The 23,359-nt window shown below is 66.9% G+C and carries 19 protein-coding genes; 12 read left to right on the forward strand and 7 right to left on the reverse strand.

Features of this window, described 5'->3' with window-relative positions; all coding sequences use genetic code 11:
- Positions 1–40: 40 nt before the first annotated feature.
- Complete coding sequence (locus AB0C34_RS08190; RefSeq protein ID WP_357068837.1) at positions 41–829, reverse strand: pirin family protein; 789 nt, start codon at positions 827–829, stop codon at positions 41–43.
- Between the two features lie 233 nt (positions 830–1,062).
- Between AB0C34_RS08190 and AB0C34_RS08195 the strand changes: the two genes are divergently transcribed.
- The 3 genes from AB0C34_RS08195 to AB0C34_RS08205 all read left to right on the forward strand — a co-directional run bounded on the left by AB0C34_RS08195 (position 1,063) and on the right by AB0C34_RS08205 (position 4,878).
- Entirely contained in the window at positions 1,063–1,527 is a 465-nt protein-coding gene (locus AB0C34_RS08195) for an NUDIX domain-containing protein (RefSeq protein ID WP_357068839.1), read from the forward strand.
- Positions 1,528–1,632: 105 nt separating this feature from the next.
- A complete protein-coding gene (locus tag AB0C34_RS08200; protein WP_357070057.1) occupies positions 1,633–2,937 on the forward strand; it encodes an MFS transporter in 1,305 nt (434 codons plus the stop codon).
- 321 nt (positions 2,938–3,258) lie between these two features.
- Positions 3,259–4,878, forward strand: coding sequence for a DUF4185 domain-containing protein (locus AB0C34_RS08205; protein WP_357068841.1), 1,620 nt, complete (start codon positions 3,259–3,261; stop codon positions 4,876–4,878).
- Here AB0C34_RS08205 and AB0C34_RS08210 read toward each other — a convergent pair.
- From AB0C34_RS08210 to AB0C34_RS08220, 3 genes are read right to left on the reverse strand one after another with little or no spacing between them, the layout of a single operon-like run.
- Positions 4,847–5,731 carry a biotin-dependent carboxyltransferase family protein gene (locus tag AB0C34_RS08210; RefSeq protein ID WP_357068843.1) on the reverse strand — a complete coding sequence of 295 codons (885 nt, stop codon included), beginning with the start codon at positions 5,729–5,731 and terminating at the stop codon, positions 4,847–4,849. The two genes, AB0C34_RS08205 and AB0C34_RS08210, sit on opposite strands and share 32 nt — an antisense overlap.
- Complete coding sequence (locus AB0C34_RS08215) at positions 5,728–6,408, reverse strand: allophanate hydrolase subunit 1 (RefSeq protein ID WP_357070059.1); 681 nt, start codon at positions 6,406–6,408, stop codon at positions 5,728–5,730. Before AB0C34_RS08215 ends, AB0C34_RS08210 begins: the two co-directional genes overlap by 4 nt.
- A 33-nt stretch (positions 6,409–6,441) precedes the next feature.
- Entirely contained in the window at positions 6,442–7,197 is a 756-nt protein-coding gene (locus AB0C34_RS08220; RefSeq protein ID WP_357068845.1) for a 5-oxoprolinase subunit PxpA, read from the reverse strand.
- Between the two features lie 154 nt (positions 7,198–7,351).
- Here AB0C34_RS08220 and AB0C34_RS08225 point away from each other — a divergent pair, with 154 nt between their 5' ends.
- On the forward strand, positions 7,352–8,164 hold the full coding sequence (locus AB0C34_RS08225) for a hypothetical protein (protein WP_357068847.1): 813 nt from the start codon (positions 7,352–7,354) through the stop codon (positions 8,162–8,164).
- 5 nt (positions 8,165–8,169) lie between these two features.
- Here the strand turns inward: AB0C34_RS08225 and AB0C34_RS08230 are convergent, their stop codons facing one another.
- Positions 8,170–9,630, reverse strand: a complete 1,461-nt coding sequence (locus tag AB0C34_RS08230; protein WP_357068849.1) for a CCA tRNA nucleotidyltransferase — start codon at positions 9,628–9,630, stop codon at positions 8,170–8,172.
- Between the two features lie 535 nt (positions 9,631–10,165).
- On the opposite strand from AB0C34_RS08230, the gene AB0C34_RS08235 reads away from it, so the two are divergent.
- Positions 10,166–10,702: an NUDIX hydrolase gene (locus AB0C34_RS08235; RefSeq protein WP_357068851.1), complete on the forward strand. Its 537-nt coding sequence runs from the start codon at positions 10,166–10,168 to the stop codon at positions 10,700–10,702.
- On the forward strand, positions 10,699–13,263 hold the full coding sequence (locus AB0C34_RS08240) for a DUF6049 family protein (protein ID WP_357068853.1): 2,565 nt from the start codon (positions 10,699–10,701) through the stop codon (positions 13,261–13,263). Before AB0C34_RS08235 ends, AB0C34_RS08240 begins: the two co-directional genes overlap by 4 nt.
- Positions 13,264–13,669: 406 nt before the next feature.
- Here AB0C34_RS08240 and AB0C34_RS08245 read toward each other — a convergent pair whose 3' ends face one another.
- Complete coding sequence (locus AB0C34_RS08245; protein WP_357068855.1) at positions 13,670–14,086, reverse strand: hypothetical protein; 417 nt, start codon at positions 14,084–14,086, stop codon at positions 13,670–13,672.
- Positions 14,087–14,103: 17 nt separating this feature from the next.
- Here AB0C34_RS08245 and AB0C34_RS08250 point away from each other — a divergent pair, with 17 nt between their 5' ends.
- From AB0C34_RS08250 to AB0C34_RS08275, 6 genes are all read left to right on the forward strand, one after another.
- Positions 14,104–17,874, forward strand: coding sequence for a murein biosynthesis integral membrane protein MurJ (locus tag AB0C34_RS08250; protein ID WP_357068857.1), 3,771 nt, complete (start codon positions 14,104–14,106; stop codon positions 17,872–17,874).
- Positions 17,875–18,125: 251 nt separating this feature from the next.
- Complete coding sequence (gene sigM / locus AB0C34_RS08255) at positions 18,126–18,758, forward strand: RNA polymerase sigma factor SigM (RefSeq protein ID WP_357068859.1); 633 nt, start codon at positions 18,126–18,128, stop codon at positions 18,756–18,758.
- Between the two features lie 101 nt (positions 18,759–18,859).
- Positions 18,860–19,654 (forward strand): hypothetical protein, encoded by a 795-nt coding sequence (locus AB0C34_RS08260; protein WP_357068861.1) that lies wholly within the window; start codon positions 18,860–18,862, stop codon positions 19,652–19,654.
- Positions 19,655–19,760: 106 nt separating this feature from the next.
- On the forward strand, positions 19,761–20,747 hold the full coding sequence (gene trxB, locus AB0C34_RS08265) for a thioredoxin-disulfide reductase (protein ID WP_357068863.1): 987 nt from the start codon (positions 19,761–19,763) through the stop codon (positions 20,745–20,747).
- A gap of 34 nt (positions 20,748–20,781) precedes the next feature.
- Positions 20,782–21,114 (forward strand): thioredoxin, encoded by a 333-nt coding sequence (gene trxA / locus AB0C34_RS08270; RefSeq protein WP_357068865.1) that lies wholly within the window; start codon positions 20,782–20,784, stop codon positions 21,112–21,114.
- Positions 21,115–21,272: 158 nt separating this feature from the next.
- Positions 21,273–22,466, forward strand: a complete 1,194-nt coding sequence (locus AB0C34_RS08275; protein ID WP_357068867.1) for an N-acetylmuramoyl-L-alanine amidase — start codon at positions 21,273–21,275, stop codon at positions 22,464–22,466.
- Positions 22,467–22,535: 69 nt separating this feature from the next.
- On the opposite strand, the gene AB0C34_RS08280 is transcribed toward AB0C34_RS08275, so the two are convergent.
- Positions 22,536–23,264, reverse strand: a complete 729-nt coding sequence (locus AB0C34_RS08280) for a GNAT family N-acetyltransferase (protein WP_357070061.1) — start codon at positions 23,262–23,264, stop codon at positions 22,536–22,538.
- Between the last annotated feature and the right edge of the window lie 95 nt (positions 23,265–23,359).

Genomic DNA, 23,359 nt, shown 5'->3' on the forward strand with positions numbered 1-23,359 from the left:
CTGATCGCGCTCCCCACGGACGGATGTTAATCCGAATCGACTACTGGGCGCCCAGCCGCGCGTGCATCTCCCAGACCAGAATCTCCGCGGGCTGCCGCGCCACGATGCGCTGGCCGCCGCTCCTGGTCAGTCGTACCGCGTCGCCCTCGTAGAGGGGACCGACCCCTTCCATCTCCACCTCGCCGCGCGCGACGAACAGGTGGAGGTACGGCCCGTCCGGTAGGTCGACAACCGACTCGACGTCCGGCTTCGTGGCTACCATGCGTGCGACGTGCAGCGCCGAATGGCTGCTGTTGATCGCGATGGCGGTGCGATCGCGGTAGCGCGGTAGACCCGAGGCGACCGTCACCAGACCGCCGCCGGCGAGTTCGTCATCGATCTCCAGCTGTTGATAGCCGGGGGTGAGGCCGGATTCGTCGGGCACCACCCACATCTGTACGAAGTGCACCGGCTCCTCGTGCTCGGAGGCGCGGCCGTCCAGCCGCCACGAGTCGTTCTTCTCCGAGTGCAGAATTCCGGTGCCCGCGCTCATCCGCTGGGCGAGCCCTGGGTAGATGATGCCGCTGTGGCCGAGGGAATCCTGGTGCACCAAGCTACCGCCGAGCACCCAGGTGACGATCTCCATGTCCCGGTGCGGATGGGTTTCGAAGCCCTGACCGGGGGAAACGACGTCTTCGTTGTTGACGAGCAGCAGGCCGTGATGAGTGTTGTCCGGATCGTAATGTTCCCCGAAGGAGAACGAGTGCTTCGAATCCAGCCAGGAGATCCGCGTCTTCATACGGTCCCCGCCGCGGTGGACATCGATGTGTGGTGTCGTGAGTGTGGACATCGTGGTCCTCCTCTCGGGACCGTGCACCGATCGCCATTCAGGGTAGGAGTACTTCCGTCGCGGTACTCCGCATTCCTAGTAAATTGTCCTGCAGTCGGCATTTTACGCGAGCGACCGGTAGGTGAACGGGAGGCGAGCAGAACCAACCGGTACGTCGAAACGTCGGGCCACCTCGCCGGATGCCGCGGCCGGCAGCGATCGCCAAGCACCACAACGAAACCGGAGGTGACGACGTGCTGGGATTCGAGGAGCTCACCCGGATCGAGCGGCAACTCCGTAGCGAAGCGCACCGCGACGGCATCGCGCATTTCGTCGTCGGCGTCGCCGTGTTCCGGGAGCGCAAGCTTCTGATGGTGCGCCGGGTGCCCGACGATTATCACGGCGGTATGTACGAACTGCCTGGCGGCGGCGTGGAAACCGGGGAGACATTCGCCGAATGTGTCGTGCGGGAATTGCTGGAGGAAACGGGTCTCCGAGTGCGCGCCATCACCGACTTCCTCGGCGGATTCGACTATGCCACCCGGACCAAGTCGAAAGTGCGCAAATACACCTTCGTCGTCGAGGCGGAGCCGGGCGATGTCGCTCTCGCGCCGCGCGAGCACGACGCGTTTGCCTGGACCGATGCCGGCACGTTCGACGAACTGCCGATGGCGCCGGATATGCGGCAGACAGTGAGCACGCTCGTCGATCGGGTTTAGCGCACTCCATCCACCGTCGTGCACGGCGGTGGCGCGCAACACAGTACCCTCGCGGACGTGTCAACTGGTCGCTCCGAAGGTCGATCTCCCGCCGAGGAACGGCCGATTCCACTGCGCGCCGTGCTGCGCGAAAGCCCAGGCGTGGTACGGCTGGCCGCGGTGCGATTCGCCGGGCAGTTCGGCGACGGGATGTTCCAGGCCGCACTCTCGGGCGCGATCCTGTTCAACCCTGAGCGACAGACCGATCCGCTGGCCATCGCCGCAGGGTTCGCGGTACTGCTGTTGCCGTACTCACTGGTCGGCCCGTACGCGGGCGCACTCCTGGATCGGTGGGATCGGCGCGCGGTACTGCTGGCGGCCAACGTGTTGCGGGCTGCCCTGATCATCGTGGTGGGCACGGGCCTGCTCATGGGAATGGGGGAGACGCCGCTGCTGTTGCTCGCGCTGGCGGTGGTAGGGATCAGCCGATTTGTGCTGACGGGCGTGTCGGCTGCACTGCCCCGGGTGCTGACGCAGACGTGGCTGGTGCCGATGAACTCGGTGTTCGCGACAGTGGCCTCCGGATGTGCCGGACTCGGTGCGGCGACCTCTGTGGCGGTGATCGGAGTGATCGGAGCGGGAGATTTCGGCTCGGCGGTCGCGGTCGCGCTCAGCGGCGTCGGTTCGGTGCTCGGCGCGGTGCTCGCGGCCGGGTTCCTGCCCCGAGTTCTCGGTCCGGCGACCGACGCGGTGCCGAGGGACAACACGGTGCACGCCATTGCCACCGGCCTGCGCACGGGCGCCGTGGCGGTCTGGGAATCTGTGCAGGTCACCACAGCAATGCTGGGCATCGGCACACACCGGATCGTGTTCGGTGTGAATACCTTGATCATGGTGCTGGTCCTGCGCCAGGCCCCCATGGACGGCACCGGACTCAGCGGCGGTCTGGTCGGGTTCGGCGTCGCCATCGCCGCCACGGCGGCGGGCATGCTGGTCGCCGCCGTCGTCGCGCCGCTGCTCATACCCCGACTGGGCCGTTCCCGCACTGTGGTGGTCAGCCTGTTCGTTGCGACGCTGGTACAGCTCACGCTGGTCACACCGATCGCGCTCGCCGACTCGGGGGCCGGCCGGCAACACGGGCATCAACTGCTGCTGATCGGCGCGTTTTTCTTGGGGATCGCCGGGCAGACGATCAAACTGACCGGTGACGCGACCATGCAGATCGATATCGATGATGTCCGGCGCGGACAGGTTTTCGCACTGCAGGATACTGTCTTCAACATCGCGTTCTTGCTGGCGATCGTCATTGCGGCGCTGGTGATTCCGGAAAGCGGTCGATCACTCACCGTCGTGCTGGGCGGCGCCGCGATCTACTGCGTGGGAATCGCGGCCATCGCACTCAACACACGGCGCGGCGCACTCACACGATGATCGGTTCGTCGCCGGAATCGAGCCCGTGGACGACACCTAGCGCGCGGCATACCGCCGGGGAGCGTCGATCTGATCCATGCCTGTGTTCGGAGGTCCCGCGGTACCGCTTCCTTTCGCGGATGTTTCCGAACCCGACGTCCCGCATTCGCCGGCATCGGTCCGGTAGGTTGATCTCCCTGCGCCCCGACTCGACAGGAGCAATTCGACATGGGTTTTTCGGCGAACAACCCCGACACGATGCGTGAACTGCTGGGCGGGTGCAAGACTCGGCGCACTGCCCGCATCCGGGCCGCCGTATAGCCGATCGATCGAATCTCCGCGATGCGCGAATCCCGAGTCACACCCGCGTGTGTACCGGCGCTGTTCAGCGCGCTACTCGTCGGAGTCGTCACGCTGCCGATATCCACGCAGGCCGCGCCGTTCCCGTGGGCGCCGCCGCCGGTGAACAGCTGCGGCGAGGTCGGTTTCGACCCGCTGGCTCGCGAGCCCGATCCCGCGCTGCCGCCCCCGCCCCCGATGCCGCCGCAGATCGACATCCCAGTGCCGATTCCGGAGCTCACCCCGGTTCCGGTGCCGGACCCACCGCAGGACAACACCCGCATCATCCCTGATCCGCTGCCGACCGATCCGTGCGAAAACCCATGCCCCGACATCCGGGACACGCCAAAGCCGCTGGACCCGAGTCCGGACCCGAGTCCAGCACCGAACAGCGGCACCGGTAACGGCTCCGGCTCGGCGTCGGGCTCCGGCTCCGGCTCCGGCTCGGCTTCCGGTTCCGGCAGCGGCTCCGGCGACCCGATCAAGTTGCCCCGCATCGAATTCGATCCGGAGGCCGAGCCGATTCCGTTCCCGGTACCCGGCGGCCCCGGCGAGGAACCCCAACCTGCCCCACCGCGGGTGGTACACCCGAGTGCCCCGGGCCCGCTCGCGGCGCCCGTCGCCGCGCCGCGCGTCGAATCGATACGTCTGGTCGAGCAGATAACCGGGCACGGCTCAGAGAATCGGACCGACATGCGGTGGCAGATCGACGGCACCGACCTCGGACTCATGTGGGAAACCCAGCCCGGCGAGGTTGCCGTGGTCTTCGGCGACACCTTCGGCAAGGGCTGGGGCGGTGGTGGCGCCGGCCACGACGACCAGGACTGGCGCAGCAACGCGATCGGATTCAGCACCGACCACGACCTGTCCGACGGCCTGACGCTGGACACCTTCGCGCAGGACAGCCGCTGCCACGCCGCGGAGATCCTGGGCAGCCGCAAGGTCAAGAACTGGGAGACCACCACCATCCCCACCTCCGGGTTCGCCATCGGCAGCCGGCAGTATCTGAGCTACATGTCGGTGAACAGATGGAGCCGCATCCCCGGCCTGTGGTGGACCAACTACGGCGGCCTGGCCTACTCCGACGACAACGGGCACACCTGGAAGAAGGACCAGCATGCCAAGTGGGACAACCTCTTCGGCATCGGGCGGTTCCAGGTGGCGGCGATGGTGCCGGAGGGCGATTACGTGTACATGTTCGGCACCCCCAACGGTCGCGTCGGCGTGATCGGGCTGGCCAGAGTGCCGAAGGACGAGGTGCTCAACAAGTCCGCCTACCAGTACTGGGTCGGCGGCGCCTGGGCGCCCGCGTCAGAGAATCTGGCCACCCCGCTGGTGCTCGGCATGGCCAGCGAGCTGTCGGTACGCTACGACCGCGAGACCGAGCGGTGGCAGATGGTCTATCTCGATGCGGCCAAGGGCGCGATCGTGCTGCGCGACGCCGCGAGCCCACAAGGCGCCTGGACGGAGGCGGTCCCGCTGGTGTCCACGGCCGACTACCCGAAGTCCTACGGCGGGTTCATCCATCCATGGTCGACGGACCGGGATCTGTATTTCATGCTCTCGGCGTGGGACAGCTACAACGTCTATCTCATGCACGCCCGGCTGGCTCCGAGCCGCTGACCACGCGGACGAACCGGACGGTCACACCAGGACGTGCCTGCGCCACGGCGTCGACGTCCGCATCGATGACCACCGCGATCACCGGGTAGCCACCTGTAATTGGATGATCGGCAAGGAATACCACCGGCTGCCCGCTCGGCGGGACCTGGACCGAGCCGAGCGCCATACCTTCGGCCGGCAACTCACGCTCGTCGTTTCGCGTCAGCGGCCGGCCGCAACGGCGATCCAGCCGCGCACCGATCCGGTCGCTGTCGGTGGAGACTTCCCACCCGCCGTCGAACAAGGCCGTGGCATCGGTGAACCAATCGTCGCGCGGTCCGAGCACGGCACGGACGGTAACCAGGTCTGCGGGCGGAGGGGCGACCGGAGCGAAATCCACGGTCGGGAGCGTGCGCGGGGCGGGGCCGATCGGGAGCCGATCGCCCTTACCGAGCGGTTCGGGACCTACCCAGGACATGGTGTCGCGGCTGCGCGAACCGAGCACGGGCGCCACGTCGACACCGCCACGCACCGCGATATAGCTGCGTACCCCAACCGGTGCGTAGCCGAGCCGAAGAACCTGTCCCGCCGCGAGTTCCAGCACGAAGGCGTGCCCGACCGGTGTGCCGTCGACGGTCGCGGGAGCGGGCGCACCGGTTATCGCGATCGTGACGCGCTGCTCGGCATGCAGCGCGAATCCGCCGAGCAGCACCTCGATCGCCGCGTGTCCTTCGGGGTTGCCGACGAGCCGGTTGGCCAGCCGCAGCGAGGCACGGTCCGCGGCGCCCGCAGCGCCGACGCCGGAATCGAACCAGCCCGGTCTGCCGAGATCCTGGATAGTCGCCAGCGGACCGACCTGGTCGACGACGATCATCGGTCGGCCTCGACGAATCGCACCGCCCCGCCCGCGCGGATCAACGCGGGCGGGTCACGTTCGACGTCCCACATCCGGAGGTCCGTAGTCCCGACGAGCTGCCAGCCACCGGGCGTGCTGCGCGGATACACCGCGCTGTAGCCGCCGGCGAGCGCGACGGCACCCGCCGGAATCGCGGTGCGCGACTCGGCGCGGCGTGGGACGGTCAACCGGCCGTCAGGTGATTCCAGATAACCGAAGCCGGGTGCGAATCCGACGAAGGCGCACTGCCACACCGTTCCGGTGTGCGCGGCGATCACCTCCTCGGTGCCGAGGCCCAGCAGCCGAGCTACGTCGTCCAGATCAGCGCCGTCATAACGGACCGGGATCACCACTGGATCCGCCGTAGTCCCGTCCTCCGGTGTTCCACGGGAAACAGTGTTCGTGATCTCATCCTGCATCGACACGAGCAGTGTGGTCAGCGCGCGCCGTACCGTCTCGCCGTCGCGTGGTGAATTCAGCGTCAGCAGAACAGTTTCGGCGGCGGGCAACACATCCTGTACACCGGCCACTGGATGATCCCGCAGCGTCGCAGCCAGCAGCGCAGTCGCATCGCGTCGGCCCGGGGTCACCAGCAATGCCCGATCTCCGGCGGCGCGGATCGTGCGCTCGGCTATCTGCCGCGCCGCGTTCGTCATCCGCGCCTCGCCCTTCGTCGTCACCGCTCGGCCTCAACCGAACGGCTGCACCGACACGCCGACATCGTCCAGCGTGCTGCGGATCAGGCGGGCCATCTCCACCGCTGCGGGCGAATCACCGTGCACACAGATGCTAGCGGCACTGACCTCTACTTCGCCGGCCCCGTCGACCGAACGCGCGGTGCCCGACATCGCGATCGAAACTGCCTGGGCCACTGCCTCGTTCGGTCGCAGTACCGCCCCGGCCATACCGCGCGGGGCGAGCGTGCCGCTCGGCGTGTACGCGCGGTCGGCGAATCCCTCCCCGACGAACCGCACCCCGGCCTCCTGCGCGGCCCGCTCCAACTGGGTTCCGGCCGGACCGAGCAGCGCGAGCCGCGGGTCGTACTCCACGATCGCGGCTAGCACCGCGTCGGCCGAGGTCCGCTCACGCGCAGCCGAGTGGTAAAGCGCACCGTGCGGTTTCACATACCGAACCCGGTCGCCCGCGGACTTCGCGAAGGCATCCAGGCCACCGATCTGATACAACACCTCATCGCGCAGTTGGTCGGGTGCGACGGCGATCTCGCGCCGACCAAATCCGGCCAGGTCGCGATAGCCGACATGGGCGCCGATCCGCACCCCCTTCTCGACGGCGAGGGCGCAGGTCCTGCGCATGATCGACGGGTCGCCCGCGTGGAAACCGCAGGCGATGTTGGCACTGGTGACGATGTCGAGCATCGCGGCGTCGTCACCCATCGTCCACGGCCCGAAGCCCTCGCCGAGATCACTGTTGAGGTCCAGCGGCATATGTGTCCTCTCAGCGGCATTGTGTTTGCGGACCGACCTGGCGATTCTGGTGTCGAGCAGGCCGTCCGGCAAGCGGCAACCCGGATCACAGCGCCGCGACCCGGATCACAACACAATGGTTCCACACTGTGTCGCCAAGTACGCTCGAGCGATCATGGCCACGAACTTCGATCCGATGTCCTGGTCACCATCGCGGGCCGTCGATCTCGGAAAGCGCCTGTTCGATCAGTCCCGGCTGGAGCAGTGGGTCGCGCTGGGCACCGCTTGGGTGGATCCGGTCGCCGACCTCGGCGCGGGCACCGTCACGGCACTGCTGCCCGATATCGTCATGACAATGCTCAGCGAGGGCATCCTGAGCAGGTTCGGCGGCCAGGAGGTCAGCGCGACGCTGCTCGGCCACGACCTCCATGCCACCTTGCGGTTGCTGAAGGTGCGCCGTCACGGCGCACACTTCCAATCCAAGACGGTGTTGACCCGGCTGCGCTGGGACAACCACCCGATCGAGGCCATGACCGTCGTCGCGCAGGGAGTGCGGTTGATCCCCGGCGTTCCGACGAAGTTACGTGCCGCCCAGCTCGACATCCACGGCACCGTCACCACCGCCGCGCTGGTCGGGTGGCTCAACACCCGCGCACTGGACTGGACGCTGGACCTGGACGAGAGCGGGTCGATCCGGGCACGGCACCGCCGGAAGCGACTGACTGCCCTGGTCGACGCGTCCGTGACGGATAACCGGCTGGCCATCATCGTCCGCAAGGCGGGGTGGTTCGGCATCCGGGTACCCCACAGGATGCTCGGCATCCCACCGCTACCGCTCGAGCCGCCCAACAACGCGCGGATCGTGTCCGCCACCCGCTCGGACAATCTGATCCGGTTCCGGATCGAACTGCCAGAGATCACCGGATCGTTCGACCTCGCGCAGATCCGCTCCGCGATCCGCGCGGGCACCACCTTGATCGTCTTCTGACCCGATCAGTTCGTGCTCTTCCACCACTCCAACAACGCCGATTCGGCTTCGTCCCGGGAAAGCGGACCGCGGTCGAGTCGCAGTTCCTTCAGGTATTGCCAGGCCCGGCCGACTTCCGGCCCCGGCGACAGGCCGAGCAGCTCCATAATCGCGTTGCCGTCCAGGTCCGGGCGGACCTTGGCCAGGTCCTCCTGCTGGCGCAGCCGGTCGATTCGCTCTTCGAGTTCGTCGTAGGTGGCGCGGAGCGCGGCCGCCCTGCGCTTGTTGCGGGTGGTGCAGTCGGCACGCACCAATTTGTGCAGTCGGGGCAGCAGCTCGTCGGCGTCGGTGACATAGCGGCGTACCGCCGAATCGGTCCACTGGCCCTTGCCGTAGCCGTGGAAGCGCAGGTGCAGGAACACCAGTCGGGCCACATCCTCGGTGAACTGCTTCGGGTACTTCAGCGCCCGCATTCGTTTGCGCACCATCTTCGCGCCGACCACCTCGTGATGGTGGAAGCTGACGCCGCCGCCCGTCTCGTTGCGTTTGGTATCGGGTTTGCCGATGTCGTGCAGCAGCGCGGCCCAGCGCAACACCAGGTCCGGGTCGCCTTCCTCCTGGTCGATGGCCTGTTCCAGCACGGTGAGCGAGTGCCAGTAGACATCCTTGTGCTGGTGGTGCTCGTCGATCTCCAGTTTCATCGCGGGCACCTCGGGCAGCACCCGCTGGGCCAGTCCGGTCTCGCACATGATGTTGATGCCGTCGATCGGATGCGCGCCGGCGATCAGTTTGTCCAGCTCGACGCGCACCCGCTCGGCGGTGATCCGGTCGATCTGATCGGCCATCGCGGTGATCGCGGCCGACACCCTGGGGTGCAGTTCGAACCCGAGCTGGGAGACGAATCGTGCGGCGCGCAGCATCCGCAGTGGGTCGTCGTTGAACGAATCCTCTGGCGCGGCAGGGGTATCCAGCAGACCGTCGAGCAGGGCACGCATGCCGTCGAGCGGATCGATGAACTCCAGCGCGCCGTCCGCGCCGATCTGGACGGCCATCGCGTTCACGGTGAAGTCCCTGCGCACGAGGTCCCCGTCCAGCGTGGCGCCGAAGGTCACCTGGGGATTGCGAGAAATTCGGTCGTAGTTGTCCGCGCGAAAGGTGGTGATCTCCAGTTGCTGGTCGCCCTTGGACGCACTGACCGTGCCGAACGCGAGGCCACCCGTGTCCCAGAGATGGTCGGCCCACCCGCGCAGCATCGCCTGCACCACCTCAGGCCGCGCGTCGGTGGTGAAATCCAGATCGGTACCCAGCCGGCCGAGCACCGCGTCTCGCACGCTGCCGCCGACGAGATACAACTGGTGCCCCCGCGCGGCGAACAACTCGCCCAGGGGCGTCAGCACATCGGATAGCCCCCCGAGGGTCACCGCAGCCGCAGCCAGCAATCGGGTACGTCTATCCAGCGCAGCGTCCTCAGACTTGGGCGAAACCACGAATGAGCAGCTTACCGAGGCACGGCGAGGAAGATGCCAGCGCGGCCCGAGCAGCAGCGCCGATATAGCCGGACTCCGGCATCAGCCGAGCTGGCGGTACCCGAACACCACAACGCCGAGGCCGCGAACCCGGCCCCACCCACCTCGGCAACCCGAACACCCAGCCCGCGCAATCGCCCCATCAAAGTGCAAATCTCACCAGCACCACTACACGGCAGTACCCGAACCACAAACACCCGACGGTCACCCGCCGCGCGTCGGCCTCCACTGACCGCCACCACTGAGCCGGAACTGCCGATGATCAGTCGATCTCCCTACATTCGACCTGCCCGCGCCGACTGAAACCACCTCATCACCACCCACTCACCCCGTCGAGTGCGGACCCGACGAGCACGTTCGCGGCCCGGCTCGCGTCCGAGCGGCCGACGCGCCCGCGACGAAGCCGCAAGCGGTGGTCGCTCGGACGCGAGCCACACAGGGGCCGCGAACACGCAGCGCCGAAGGCGCTGCCAAACCAACACAGTAGGATTGCCAGGTGTCTCCGGCCGATCGTGCGAACAGTCGACGCCGCCAGCCTCGGCGCCGCGGTTCGGCCGCCAATGCCGCGAAGCCGCGGATGCGAACGGTCCGTGAGACCTCGGCCGGTGGACTCGTCGTCGACGGCTTGGACGGTCCACGGGACAAGCGGAGTGCGGCCCTGATCGGGCGCACCGATCGCCGCGGGCGATTACTGTGGTCGCTACCCAAGGGACATATCGAAGAAGGCGAGACCGCCGAGCAGACCGCGATCCGCGAGGTCGCCGAGGAGACGGGCATCAATGGTGTCGTAGTCGCCGAGCTCGGCGATATCGATTACTGGTTCGTGACCGATGGTCGGCGGGTACACAAAACGGTGCATCATTATCTGCTGCGTTCGGTCGGTGGTGAACTGTCCGACGCCGATGTGGAAGTCACGCAGGTCGCGTGGGTTCCGTTGAGCGAGCTACATTCTCGGTTGGCCTACGCCGATGAGCGGCGGCTGGCTGAGATGGCCAACAAGCTGATCGACCGGATGGAGACCGGCAAGCGATGACGCGTGGACTGTTCCGGATCTTCGTGGCGGTCCTGACCATCCTCGGCCCGATGGCGACGCTGCCGATGCTGGTCTCTCCGGCGGCTGTGGCAGAGCCCACCGGGTCCGGATCCTCCTCGAACCCGAAATTCTTGAAGCTGACACTGGACTCGGTGTCACCGACGACGGTGACCGCCACCAGCGATCCGCTGCTGACTGTGTCGGGGACGGTCACCAATATCGGTGACCGCGTGGTGGACGATGTCAGTGTCCGCCTCCAGCGGGCTGCGGCGATCACCGCGCCGAGCGGGTTGCGCGCGACCCTGCGCCTCGACCAGGTCAACTATGACGTGGCTGGCGAGTTCGAGGATGTCGCGCAGCGGCTGAATCCCGGGCAGCGTAAGCAGTTCACGTTGAGCATGCCGTTGCGCTCCGAGAGCGGTTCGCCATCGCTGGGCATCAGCGATCCCGGCGTGTACCCGCTGCTGCTGAACGTGAACGGCGAACCGGCGTACGGCACCCAGGCCAGGCTCGACGACGCCAGGTTTCTCCTGCCGGTGCTCGGCCTGCCATCGCCCGTGGCGGGCGACGCTGCGTCCGGTTCGGTGACCGAGGCGGTACACCCGCCGACCGATGCTCCGGTGGCGACGACGTTGCTGTGGCCGCTGGCCGACCGCCCGCGGCAGGTCGCGGGGCATCCGGGCAGTGTCGACGGCAAAGTGGAACTCACCGACGATGAGCTGGCGGCTTCGCTCGGCAAGGGTGGCCGTCTCGATCAACTGTTGGCCGCGTTGGAAGGGGTGGTCGGTGGCAGTGATGGCCGGGATCGCACCTTGTCTTCGGCGGTGTGCGTGGCCGTAGACCCCGATCTCTTGCTCACGGTGCGTGCGATGACCAAGGGCTATCGGGTGCTGGCCAGTCCGTCCGATCCCGATGGCGCGACCAGGGCGGGTACCGGCGACGATCAGGCGCAGACCTGGCTGGATAGGCTGCGCGGTCTGGCCGGATCGATGTGCACGGTGGCGCTGCCGTTCGCGCAGGTCGATCTCGCGGCACTGGCAGCGGTGAACGATCCGGCGTTGTCCGCGCGCGCCATCAGCGAACCTGCTGACATCGTCGATTCGATTCTGGCCACCCGCTCGGTGCGTGGAGTCAGTCTGCCCGATTCCGGCAGTATCGATGACGGTGCCGGACTCCTGTTGCGCAGTCACGGTTTCGGGACAGCTGTGCTCGCTGACACGGCGGCGGTTCCGGAGGGCACCGAGGATTCGGCGCGATCGAACGCCGAAAGCGATCAGACGACTGCCAACTCGAGCTCGCTGGCGCAGGCTGCGGACCCGATGGGCCCGGAAGTCGTTCGGATGCCGGCGATCACCGCGATCCAGCCGTCCAGCGGACCCGTGTCCGTGCCTCCGGCCACCGGAGTTCCGGCACCGACTCCCGGTCCGGCGGCCGATCCGGCGCTGCATGCCGCGACCTTCGACATCTGGTCCGCGACGGCACTGGCCGCGGTCGGCTCCAATCCGCCGACGCCGTCGTTCACTCCATCTCGGGTACGCTACGAGATCACCAACGATTCGCGGGCCGCACGGTTGCAGGACGCTCTGGGTGCTGTGTCCTGGAGTGCGTTGAACCCGCAGGCGAGCGGGCCGCGCTCGCAACTGCTCGTTCCGCCGCAGCAGTGGGGCGCGAACCGGGACGAGGCGACCGCGCTGCTGCGCCAGGTCGATCTGCTGTTGCGCGCGAATATTGCCACGGCGCGCCCGTTCCCCGAGTTGGTGGCACTGCCACCAGATCCGCAGCCTTACGAGTTGGACTATCTGTCGCAGGCAGCGCTGGACGCGGTGCCGGACCGGTTCGTGGTTCCGGTGCGTGACCAAGGCCGTCGGATCAGCGAGATGATGAGCGCGCTGGTCGACGTGCCGGAGACCGAACCGACCCCGCATGATTTCCTGACCCCGTTGCGCGACGACCTGGTCAGGGCGCTGAGCCTGTCGGATCGGCGCGCGGGCGATACCTCGCAACCGGACACGTTCGCTCAGCGGCGACTGGACCAGACCACCCGGACGATCGACGGTCTCTACCGGTCGGTCACCGTGCTTCCGCCAGGTGGGGTGTACACGCTGGCGTCTGAACAGAGTCCGTTGTTGCTGGTCGCGCGCAACGATCTGCCGGTAGCGATCCGAGTCCGGTTCCGGATCGAGGCTCCGGCGGAGACGAAGATCACGGATCCGGGCGAGCAACAGCTTCCGGCGAACAGGACGCGCTCATTCCAAATTCCAACCGAGGTCAGTGACAGCCGCAACCTGGTCATTCCCATCTCGCTTACCACGTTGGAAGGAATTCCGCTCGGTAAACCGACACAGGTCTCGGTGCGCTCGAACGCCTACGGCCAGGCCTTGGCGATAATTACCGCATGCGCCGGACTCCTGCTGTTCTTCTTGGCCGGTCGCCGTTTGTGGCGCCGGTTCCGCGGACAGCCCGACCCGGCGGACGAGGGCTTCGACCCCGGCAAACGGCGGCGAGTCAACCGGTACCGCCGCGCGCGGAGACGGGTTCTGCAAGAGCAGGAGCAGCGCTAGGAACCACAGTGCGGGAACCCGCATCGACTGGCTCACGAAATCCACTCCCACCTGTGTCGATGCGCCATGCCACCGTGTCATGTGGCACGGTGGGGGACAATCACAAGTGTTCCCGCGCCGACACGGATCGGAGGGGGCGATGGGCAGCGTGTTCGCCGGTCACTATGGGCGTTCGGCCACGACGCGGCTCACCGCATCCACGGGGATGCGGACATCCCGGCGGTTACAGGAGGCATGATGAGCGACGATGACATATCGGCTCATCGGCCTGGACCAAACGAGCGGCGTGACGGGTCACCGGCACGCCGCGCGCCCGCCGCACCGTGGGAACGCCGTCTGCCCCAGGGCGAGGAGCCGGACGTGAACGCCGGCCCGTACAGCGGCCAGATGCCACGAGTTCCGCGGATCAGCCATCCTTCGACCCCTGCACAGCAGCAGGAGCCGGGTCAACGCCTACCGCCGCCCCAGCAGCAACCGAGACCACAGCGGCCACCGATGCCGCCACCGCGACCAGGTCCCGTTCAGCACCCCGGACAGTGGCAGTATCCCGCCGCACCGCCGGGTCCCGCGCAGCCGCGCCGGGTACCGCCCGGTCCAGCTCGTACCCCACCGGGGCAGCCCGGTGGGGTACCCAGGTCCGCGCCGCCGGGCCCGCCGCCCCATGCCGCACGCGCACCACAACCCGGATCACCGCAGGCGCCGCTGCGCCCAGCGCAGTCGGGTCCCATTCCGATGGCCCAACGCCCGCCACAGTCGGGTCCGGTCCCGGCCGTCGCCTCGGAACCCGGCCATGCGCCGCCGCGATACGCTCCGGCGCAACCACAGCCGTATCCTCCGCCGGTGCAGCGGCCGCCCGCTCCGGTCCGGCACGAACCCGCCGAGCCGAATCGTCCTGGGCCCCAGGAATGGCCTGCGGCTACCAGGACGGAGGAGAAGGCGGCGGAGCCGAACCAAGGCTCGAGTTCCCGGTTGCTCAGCGACTCGGGATCGATCGCCTTCGCCACGCTGATCAGCCGCGTCACCGGGTTCGGTAAGCAACTGCTGCTGCTCACCGTGCTCGGCCCGGCGATCGCGAGCGCGTTCACCGTCGCCAGTCAGATCCCGAACATGATCGCGGAGTTGGTGCTCGGCGCGGTGCTCACCGCGATCGTCGTACCGACACTGGTACGCGCCGAGCAAGAGGACCCCGATCGCGGCGCGGCGTTCGTCCGACGCCTGGTGACCGCGGCGTTCGTCGTCCTCGCGACGGCGGCGCTGTTGGCTACCGCGGCGGCGCCGGTGCTGGCCACGCACGTCTTCCTGTCCGACGACGGCAAGGTGAACACCGGGCTCACCACGGCGCTGGCTTTCCTGTTGCTGCCCGCCATTCTGTTCTATGGGATGTCGGCGTTGCTCACCGCCATCCTGAACACCCGACAGATGTTCAAGCCCGGAGCGTGGGCACCGGTGCTGAACAACCTGGTCGTGTTGGCGGTGCTGGGCCTGTACGTGCTGATGCCCGGCGAGATCACGCTGGACCCGGTCCGGATGAGCGACCCCAAACTTCTGGTGCTCGGCTTGGGTGTCACGATCGGCGTGGTGGTGCAGGCGGTGAGCCTGGTTCCGGCGATCCGCAAGGCCGGCATCGACTTGCGACCACTGTGGGGCGTCGACGCACGACTCAAGCAGTTCGGCGGCATGGGCGCCGCCATTATTCTGTATGTCCTGATCAGCCAGTCGGGTTTCATCTTCGCCACCCGGATCTCGTCGCACGCCGACGCAGCGGGTCCGGCGATCTACAACAACGCATGGCTGCTGCTTCAGTTGCCCTACGGCGTGCTGGGCGTCACGGTGCTCACGGCGATCATGCCGCGGCTGAGCCGCAACGCGGCGGCGGACGACACGCCCGCGGTGGTGGACGACCTCTCGGCTGCTACCCGGTTGACCATGATCGCGCTCGTTCCGGTGGTCACGTTCTTGACGCTGGCCGGTCCGCAGGTCGGTCAAGCCCTGTACGGATACGGCAACTTCGGTTCCGATGCCGAACGCCTCGGCCTCGCGGTCAGTTGGTCCGCCTTCGCACTCATCCCGTATTCGCTGGTGCTCATCCACCTGCGCGTGTTCTACGCCAGAGAGCAGGCGTGGATCCCGACCTGGATCATCCTCGGCATCACTGCCGCCAAGATTGTTTTCTCGGCACTGGCGCCGGTTGTCACGGATGCCGAGCATGTGGTGATCGCCCTCGGCGTCGCGAACGGTCTGGGCTTCGCGGTCGGCGCCGTCGTCGGCGGCTATCTGCTGCACCGGAGTCTGGGCGATCTCAGGATGGCCAACGTCGGCCGTACGGTGACCCGTGTCGTACTGGCATCGCTCGCGGGTGGCGCGGTGATGTGGATCGTGGACCGGATCCTCGGCCTTGATCGGCTGACCGCGTCGTTCGGCGGCCCCGGCTCGCTGATCCGGGTGGCGATCACCGCGATCGTGATGTTGACGGTGGCCTTCGGCTTGATGCGCCTGGCCGGTATACCGGAGATCGTCGCCATCACCGTGGCCATCTCGCGGCGCCTCGGCTGGACCCCGCCGGCTCCGGAACTGGATCTGGAGACCCCGGTGGAAGATCCTTACGTCACCCAGGTTCTCCGCAGGCCCGACCCGTATCTGGCTTACCCGCGCTTCGATCCGTACATGGACGCGCAGACGATGGTGCTGCCGGTGATTCGAGCCGATGCCGTTGACATCACCGGCATGGGCGAGTTCCCGTACCCTGTTCGGCAGAAGAGCACAAGTGGCGAATTCGCCGGAACCTCGACATATCAGGGCGAAGGAGGACCGAGGGTGAGCGACGACGCGGTGGGGGGCGTCCCGGCCGCCGATTCTTCTGCGACCGCGGCCGGCGGACTATCCATCGATTTACCGCCGACCGCGGGGGAGCCGATGGATCCCACGTACGCGAACAACGCGTCCGGGGCGGCCCCACCGAATCAGGACGCTATGAGAGCACCGGACGGACATATGCCGCCGCGCGATCCGATGTACGACACCGGGATGATCCCGATCGGCTCGCCGGAGATGCCGCCCATGGGCGGCGAGAACCTGGGCGCACGGCGAGTTCCGCGTGGCCCCAAGCTGATTCCGGGCGCATCGGTGGCCGGTGGTCGCTATCGGCTGCTGGCAGGCCACGGCGGAGCACGCGGCCTGAGGTTCTGGCAGGCACTCGACATCAAGCTCGACCGAGAGGTCGCGCTGACCTTCGTCGACGCCGATCAGAAGGCGACCGACAACTCCGGCCAGGACGGGCCGCAGGCGATCCTGTCCCGGACGCTACGGCTCGGCCGAATCAACTCGCCCGGACTGGCCCGTGTTCTGGACGTCGTTCGCGGCAGTTCCGGCGGCATCGTGGTGGCCGAGTGGACGCCGGGCCGATCGCTGCGCGAGATGGCCGAGACGGTGCCTTCGCCGATCGGCGCGGCTCGGGCGATCCGCGCTCTCGCCTCAGCGGCGGAGTTGGCCCATCGTGGCGGCGGGTCGCTGTCGATCGATCATCCGGATCGGGTGCGGATCAGCGCGTCCGGCGACGCGGTGCTCGCTTTTCCCGGCACCCTGTCCGATTCCGACGCTCAGTCCGACGTGCGCGGTCTCGGGGCGATGCTCTACGCGCTGATCACTGCGCGCTGGCCGATCCGCACCGGCGGTCCCTCCGCGACGGTCGGCGGATTGCGACCTGCCGACTTCGGCCCGGACGGCACGCCGGTGGAACCGCGCCAGATCCGTCCCGAGGTGCCGTTCGAGATCTCCGCGGTCGCGGTGCGCTCACTGGAGTCGAACAAGGGCGTTCGTACCGCCGCCACCGTGCAGCACGTGCTCGAACAGGCGTCGGTGGTCGACCAGAAGACCGATCTCATCCCGGTACTGCGGCTCGGTCAGCGCGCGCCCGCGCGCGCCGACGACTCACTCGCCGATCCGGAATTGCTTGCGGCGGAGCGGGAGCGATCGCAGCGCATGATGTGGATCATGGTTGGGCTCGGCATCCTTGCCGCGCTCGTGGTCGGCATCGTCATCTGGTGGATGGTCAGCGTGTTCGCGCCGGGCGCCTCGGAGGCGCCGCTCAACGAACAGCGCAACATCGGCCTGACGACGAACAGCCAGCCGTCACCGACTCCGGCCGCCGCCGGCCCGAACATCGCGCCGGATGGCGTGCCGGTGCCGGCGACGGGGGTGTCGGTGTTCTCGCCGGAAGGCACCCCGGACGGCATCAGCAACGTGCAGGCGGTGCTGGACGACGATCCCGGCACCCAGTGGCGCACCGATCAGTATTTCCAGCAGTTCCCGGCCCTCAAGAAGGGGGTCGGCCTGCTGGCCACCTTGCCCAGTCCAGCCAAACTCACCAGCGTCTCGATCAGCTCGCCGAGTCCGGGTACGTCGGTGGAGATACGCACCTCGCCCACCAGCTCGCCGACACTGGATCAGACTCAGCTGATCGGCTCCGCCCGGCTGGCCAACGGCGTCACCGACATCCCGGTGCGCGCCGACCAAGCCGCCCGCTACGTGCTCGTCTGGATCACCGGACTGGGGAACTCCGGAGGTCAATTCCAAACCGCTGTCACCGATATTCGCTTCGACGCCGCGCCTTAGCCCGGCCACGCAGGTCTTCCGCCGCGCGCATTGTTCGTGCAGGCCATTCGCTCGCGCGCCCTGCGACGCGCGATCCGCCACTCTCGGTCCGATCGGTTTTGTTGGTGCCGAATCCGTACGGGCGATATGATCTTGGTGCGCTCTCATCAGGGGAGCTTCCCGGGTTCTGGTTTCTCGATCCTGGATGCTGCGAAATTTCGGCGATGGTCTACCGTGCCCGCCGCCGTGAGCGTTGTCCGAGGGGTTGGCATTTGTCGTCCGAATTGAACGAGGAGTTTCGCGGGGGGACATCGCGCCCGGTCGCGTACCGTGAACGTTCGTTCGTACCCGACGAACATACCGATGTCGAACTGCTCCGTGCGCATGTGCGCGGCGAGCGGCACGCATTCGCCGAGTTGTTGCGCAGGCACAACGACCATCTCTGGCAGACCGCCCTGCGCACGTCCTATACGCGTGAAGACGCGGCCGATTCGCTGCAAGATGCGCTGCTGTCCGCCCACCGCACGGCAGCGTCGTTCCGCGCCGAGGCCGAGGTGCGCAGTTGGCTGCACGCGATCGTGGTGAACGCCTGCCTGGACCGGATCCGGCGCAACAAGACCAGGTACGCGCTCTCGCTTTCGCCGGAGACGATGCCCGAGCCCAGCGACGATCGCGACGAAATGGCCGAAATGGAGACCACCATGGTCATCGATCACGCCTTGTTCTCACTGCCACCGGATCAACGAACCGCGCTGGTCGCGATCGATCTGGAGGGGTATAGCGTGGCCGAGGCAGCCGCGATGCTCGGTGTGCCGGAGGGGACGATCAAGAGCCGATGCGCCAGGGCGCGGCAACGGCTGAAAGAACGTCTGGAATTTCTGCGAGATCCGGGGAACCGAAGGTAGCTGAGATGCGTCATTAATAGTGACGAACCACTGAACGCATACATGTAGTCCCCGTCGTCGAGGGAATTCCTGCGATGTCAGATCCGAAAAACGGAGGTGCGATGGCGACCAGATCCGTGCCGCAGCCTCCGTTCACGGCCGAATTGCTCGCCGACCTGCACGCCGACAACGTGACGCCGGAGCAGCGCGACCAGTTGTGGCCGATGGTGTCGCGTGACCCGGAGGCGCTGCGCTTCTTGCAGTCGCTCGACGATGTCAGCGCCAAGGTGCGCGCTCTCGGCCGCGATGAGCAGATCACCCACAGCATGCCGGCAGACGTTGCCACCCGGCTCGCACGGTTCGTCGAGGAGTTGGACCGTTCAGAGCTACGCACCGCAGATGCGGCGACGATTCACCCGCTACCGCATTCGTCGGCGGTGGCACACGATGAGCCGGCGATTTCCGACGGAGTTCCCACACAGTCGATCCAGTTCGACGTGCGCCGCCGCCGCAGGCTGCGCCGGCTCACCGCGGCTGCCGCCGCGATCGCCGTGGTGGCCTGCGCGGGAGTAGTCGGGTCGACGCTGCGCGATGACGACGACGTTGCGCCCGGTGCCAAGCCGACCACCGACAACGGCGACCTGAACACCGATCTCACCAGCACTGTCGCACTCGGCGCGCTGGGACGCCATGACGTCAGTGGTTCGCTCGCACGCCCGGGGGCGCTCGATCGCTGTGTTCAGGCGAACGGGCTCGACCGTAAGGTGCTCGGCTCCACCGATATCACCTTTCAGGACCGTGCCGCGGTCCTCATCCTGCTCGCCGGCCCGCACCCGCCCAAGATCACCGCACTGGTCGTCGGAACAGGTTGTCGCGCAGATGATCCTCAACGGAGAGCATTGCAGGACATCGGCTGACGCCGCGATATCGGCCACGTCCGTGGTGTGACCCGGCCGGCGTGGGAACAACAACCATTACCCTGTTGTTGACCGACACGTCCACTGATTCCCTCGGAAGGGCCTCATGAGCACGCCAGTCTCCGATCTGATCATCGTCGGCTCCGGACCCGCCGGCTACACCGCCGGGGTGTATGCGGGCCGTGCCGAACTCCAGCCGTTGCTGTTCGAGGGAACTCAGTTCGGCGGCGCGCTGATGACCACCACCGAGGTGGAGAACTTCCCGGGATTTCGTGACGGAATCATGGGCCCAGATCTCATGGAGGAGATGCGCGAGCAAGCCAAGCGGTTCGGCGCGGATATCCGCAGCGAGGACGTGGACGCCATCGATCTCAGCGGTCCGATCAAGAAGGTCACCGTCGGCGATCAGATCTACCAGGCCTATGCCGTGATCCTGGCCATGGGATCAGCCGCACGGTACCTGAACGTGCCGGGTGAGCAGCGGCTGCTGGGCCGTGGTGTCAGCGCCTGCGCTACCTGCGACGGCTTCTTCTTCAAGGGACAGGACATCGTCGTGGTCGGCGGTGGCGACTCCGCGATGGAGGAGGCCATCTTCCTGACCAAGTTCGCCTCCAGCGTCACCATCGTGCACCGCCGCGAGGAGTTCCGCGCCTCCCGCATCATGCTGGAGCGGGCGAAGGCGAACGAGAAGATCGCGTTCGTGCTGAACGCCGAGGTGACCGAGGTGCACGGGGACACCAGCGTCACCCACCTGACCCTGCGCGACACCAGCACGGGTGAGACCTCCGAGTTGGCTGCGACCGGCCTGTTCGTGGCGATCGGCCACGATCCGCGCAGCGAACTGGTCAAAGGCCAGGTCGAGTTGGACGACGAGGGCTATGTGCAGGTGCTGCACCCGTCAACCGCCACCAAGATCCCCGGCGTGTACGCGGCGGGTGACCTGGTCGATCACACCTACCGCCAAGCGATCACCGCTGCGGGCACCGGCTGTCGCGCGGCCATCGACGCCGAGCGCTGGCTCGCCGAACAGGGCGATATCACCTCGAATACCCTCGACAACGCCACTGATTCGGTCGCCGTCCCCGCCAACTGAGTTGCTGTCGCGGCTTCACCACAAGGAGAAACCCATGTCCGAGTCTGTCAACACGGTCGTCGTGACCGACGCGTCCTTCGCCGACGACGTGTTGCTGAGCGAGAAACCCGTCCTCGTCGACTTCTGGGCCGATTGGTGCGGCCCGTGCAAGATGGTCGCTCCCGTTCTGGAAGAGATCGCGGGTACACACGCGGACAAGCTCACCATCGCGAAGTTGGATGTGGACGCCAACCCGAGCACGGCCCGCGATTATCAGATTCTTTCGCTGCCCACTATGATGCTTTTCCGCGGCGGTAAGCCGGTCAAACAGATTGTCGGGGCGAAGGGTAAAGCGGCCCTTCTTCGCGAACTCGAAGGCGTTATCTAGCGGCGCGATCAGATGACGCGCCGTAGGATATCCGGACGCGGGAATTGCCGAAATCCGGTCCGGGTCTGCGACAATCGACCGACGCTCCTGTCGCGCGAAAGGTGTCCCATCGCATGAGTGGGTACCCGCGGGTTGACGAAAGGAAAGGGCTCTCACGCATGCACCGACTTCGTCACGGCGATACCGGTCCAGCCGTCGCAGAGGTTCGGAGCACTCTGGCAAGTCTCGGGTTCCTACTCGCGCATGTCGGTTCCGATCACGCGGATGCACGCGAATATTGGAAGGGCATCGACGCGACGTTCGACCATCATCTCGATTCGGCGGTGCGTGCATTCCAGCAGCATCGTGGTCTGCTGGTCGATGGCGTGATTGGTCCGGCGACCTACCGTGCCCTGAAGGAGGCGTCCTACCGCCTGGGCGCGCGGACGCTGATCTATCAACTCTCCGCGCCGCTCTACGGCGACGACGTGGCCACTCTGCAACGCAGACTGCAGGACCTCGGCTTCTACGTCCACCGCGTAGACGGCTACTTCGGCCCGCACACCCACGAAGGGCTCACCGCTTTCCAGCGGGAAATCGGCCTCTCCGCCGATGGCATCTGCGGGCCTGACACATTGCGCTCGCTCGACCTGCTCGGCGCCCGGGTCACCGGTGGTAATCCCCATCGGATCGCGGAAGAAGAGGTGGTACATCGGGCCGGCCCGCAGCTGACCGGCAAGCGGATCGTCATCGACCCGGGTCTTGGCGGACAACACAAGGGCAACGCGGTGCCCACGGAATACGGCGATGTCTACGAGTCGGAAATTCTGTGGGACTTGGCAAGCCGGCTAGAAGGCCGAATGGCCGCCACCGGCATGGAGACCTTCCTGTCCAGACCGTGGGGTGCCGATCCGACCGACGCCGAACGCGCCGATACCTCGAACGCCTTCGACGCCGATCTCATGATCTCGCTACGCTGTGCGGCCAACCCGAGTCCACTGGCCAACGGCGTGGCCGGGTTCTATTTCGGCAATTCACACGGCTCGGTCTCCATGATCGGCCAAGTACTCGCCGGATTCATCCAGCGCGAGGTAGTCGCGCGAACCTCGTTGCAGGACTGCCGCACTCATCCGCGGACCTGGGATCTGCTGCGCCTCACCAAGATGCCGACCGTGCAGGTCGACATCGGCTACCTGACAAACGATTATGACGCCTCGGTGCTCGCCAACCCGCGCATGCGCGACGTGATCGCCGAAGCCATCCTGATCGCGGTGAAACGGCTGTATCTGCTCGGCCAAGACGACCAGCCCACTGGCACTTACACTTTCGCGGAACTGCTGGCCGAGGAGCTCGCCGCGGCCGACCGGATGTAGATTTCTTCGCGGTTGAATGCGAACGCCCCTTGCCGATTCCGATTGGCAAGGGGCGTTTCTACCTTCCGATCAGCGGGCTCCGACGCGGGTGGGCGCAGCCATCGAGGCCGCCGCGAGCAGCTGGTCCAGCGCACGCTCCACGTCTTCCTTCCAGCCGTGATCGGAGTTGAGTTCGAGCCGCAGCCGCGGGAACCTATGGTGCGGCGCCACCACCTCGAAGCCGACGTCCTCCAGGAAATCGGCTTCGACCATGCAGGTCGCCGGCGAGCACTCGGTGAGCGGGCCCGCCGCGCCGACACCTTTGATCGGCGCGGTGATCCGCTCCATCAGCGTCATCGAACCGAACCGCTCCGACAACGCCTGTGCCGGTGGATCGCTGCGAATGCCGAACGCCTCCAGCGCGCGCACACCGCGGCGTACCAGATCGGCCACGACAGCTTGGATCAACCGGTGGGCGATGTCAGCATCCTGGTAGGGGAATTCGGCTCGCAGTGTGGTCAGCAGGACCGCGTCCGGGCTTACCGGAGACGTGGGGAACAGTGTGGCCCGCGGCACCGCGCTCGGCGGCGCGTACAGCGCGCAACCCGCGATGTTGCCATCGACCTCCGCCACCTGTCCACATGAGCCCCACTCCAGCATCACCGTGGACAGCCAGGCTTCTTTCTCGAAGACCGGATCACTGAAGTTACGGGAGTCCTCGGCCACCGCGGGGTCCATCTCCCAGAACACACAGCGTCGCGCATGTGCGGGCAGTTTCCCCAGTCCGCCGAGGGTTAGTGCTGTGACGCTGGTCGACACCGCTCTGCTCAGCCTCCAGCTGTCCGATTCGTCCACGCTCACGCCGCATCAATGGTTGCTCGCCAGCAAGAATAAGCGATCAAAGAGAACCCGCC

The sequence above is a fragment of the Nocardia sp. NPDC049220 genome (assembly GCF_040647855.1).
Lineage (GTDB): Bacteria > Actinomycetota > Actinomycetes > Mycobacteriales > Mycobacteriaceae > Nocardia.